Genomic DNA, 1,760 nt, shown 5'->3' on the forward strand with positions numbered 1-1,760 from the left:
GGCTGGATCATGTCAGGAGAAAGCTGGTTACCCGTGGTAATCAGTTTGAGCATTACGCGACCAAAGGGGCGCAACACATCTTTGGCCGATTGCATACCGTGGCGAATGGATACTTCGCGCATGATCATGACCAGTCCACCGGGAGAATTCTTGAAAGGGCAACGTGCCGCACAGGTCATGCACTGGGCACAGGCCCATATTTTTTCCTGCATTGCGTCATAAATCTGTTCCACGTTTTCGGTCCAGAGCAACTGGACAATTTCACGGGGACTATAATCGTAGAACTGCGCCGACGGGCAGGTAGCCGTACAAATGCCACAATTCAGACATCCATTGAGTTCGTGGTCATAACGAAAATCCGCACGGATTTCGTCAAACATCTCTTTCATTTCAGCGTAAGTCGCCATCTACTCGCTCCTCGCTCGTAATTAATACGTCGTACCTGTTCGACCCGCAGCGCAGATCATTGGTTCAAATAAACAACGTGATATCGGACTCACCGGCGAATTCAAAAAAGGCCGCTGCACCGCCCAATTCAATCCCGTCAATAAAGTCAGCTGTATCAAACTCGAAAAGATCGACTGTCATCTGACAAGCGATCATTCTTACTTCAGCTTCAACACAAAGTTCGCGCAATTCATCCAGACTGGCTACGCCCTTGGCTTTCATTTTGCTTTTCATCATGGATGTAGCCATTCCTTCCATACCCGGCAACACCATCATCAGGGTAGGCATGGGAACAGGCATCGGCATGGCCGGGTTACCCAGGGGGCTGACGCGCAGATGACTCAGATCTTTCTTGAGCAATTGCAGGCCGTAAAAGGTGAAGAAGATTTCCACACTGTAACCCAGGGCTGCAGCAGTGGACGCCAGGATAAAGGGAGGATATCCCCAATCGAGCGTTCCTTTTGTGGCAACAATTGCCAGTTTTTTCTCGTCCATTTTCTACTCCTGGTCAGGCCGTCAGCCCAACCTCATTCAATTATGCTTTCTGGATGAAGAAGATAAATTCGCCGGCTGCTTCAGCATGCTCCAAAAGAGGATTCTTGGTCTGCTTGGCAAATGCTTCAAAATCTTTTACCGCGCCAGGATCAGTGGCCACGATCTTCAAAACCTGACCGGAAGTCAGCTCACCGAGAGCCTTTTTGGTGCGCAGGATGGGCAAGGGGCAATTCAGGCCACGTGCGTCGAGTACTTGATCTTCTTGTACCATGGTTTAACCTCCTAAGGTTATTGATGTCTGAAAACTACCTGCAAGACTGTATCAGGAAAAGGGGGAACAGCAAGGCAAATATTTTGATTTGATGATTAAGCACCCCTATTTTAGAAAATGCTAATCAACCGGGTAACTGACCAATAGGCAGTCCACGATTCGCCCAGGCTGAAATTCCACCGCGCAAATTAAGCACTTGTCCAAAACCCTGAGCAGCGGCAAAAGCTGCAGCCTGGGCTGAACGTCCACCACTGAGACAATAAAATACCACCGTTTTGGATTTATCCAACTGCTGTAGAGACATCGGCAGCATGTGCAAGGGTACGTGCCGGGCTCCTTCGATGATGCCACGTGCCACCTCAGCGGGAGAACGTACATCCACCAGAATGAACTCATCACCTTGATCGCTCAAGGCCTTGAGTTGATCTGCCGTGATTTCCTGAAAACCGTACATAAGCTATTCACCAATTAATAAAATAATGTCATCTGCTAGCTTACACCATGTATTCGTTCACGTGTAGCACCATTATCCACCCAAACGCATCAT

Annotated in this window: 4 protein-coding genes; all 4 read right to left on the reverse strand. The window is 48.8% G+C overall.

The window, feature by feature from the left end; genetic code table 11:
- Positions 1-407: 4Fe-4S dicluster domain-containing protein (locus tag AC2VLY_RS08525; protein WP_486892316.1), on the reverse strand; the 407-nt coding region annotated here is incomplete at its 3' end.
- 64 nt (positions 408-471) lie between these two features.
- Positions 472-942 (reverse strand): sulfur carrier protein DsrE2, encoded by a 471-nt coding sequence (gene dsrE2 / locus AC2VLY_RS08530; RefSeq protein ID WP_010637276.1) that lies wholly within the window; start codon positions 940-942, stop codon positions 472-474.
- Between the two features lie 40 nt (positions 943-982).
- Positions 983-1,213 (reverse strand): sulfurtransferase TusA family protein, encoded by a 231-nt coding sequence (locus AC2VLY_RS08535; protein ID WP_010637274.1) that lies wholly within the window; start codon positions 1,211-1,213, stop codon positions 983-985.
- Positions 1,214-1,337: 124 nt separating this feature from the next.
- Positions 1,338-1,667 (reverse strand): rhodanese-like domain-containing protein, encoded by a 330-nt coding sequence (locus AC2VLY_RS08540; protein ID WP_024892993.1) that lies wholly within the window; start codon positions 1,665-1,667, stop codon positions 1,338-1,340.
- Positions 1,668-1,760 lie beyond the last annotated feature (93 nt).

It is taken from the genome of Acidithiobacillus sp. TH-A36, from assembly GCF_057473445.1.

Bases quoted from the DNA above. Each gene is read 5' to 3' on its own strand.
- dsrE2 (WP_010637276.1), bottom strand. From the start codon at position 942: ATGGACGAGAAAAAACTGGCAATTGTTGCCACAAAAGGAACGCTCGAT.
- AC2VLY_RS08535 (WP_010637274.1), bottom strand. From the start codon at position 1,213: ATGGTACAAGAAGATCAAGTACTCGACGCACGTGGCCTGAATTGCCCC.
- AC2VLY_RS08540 (WP_024892993.1), bottom strand. From the start codon at position 1,667: ATGTACGGTTTTCAGGAAATCACGGCAGATCAACTCAAGGCCTTGAGC.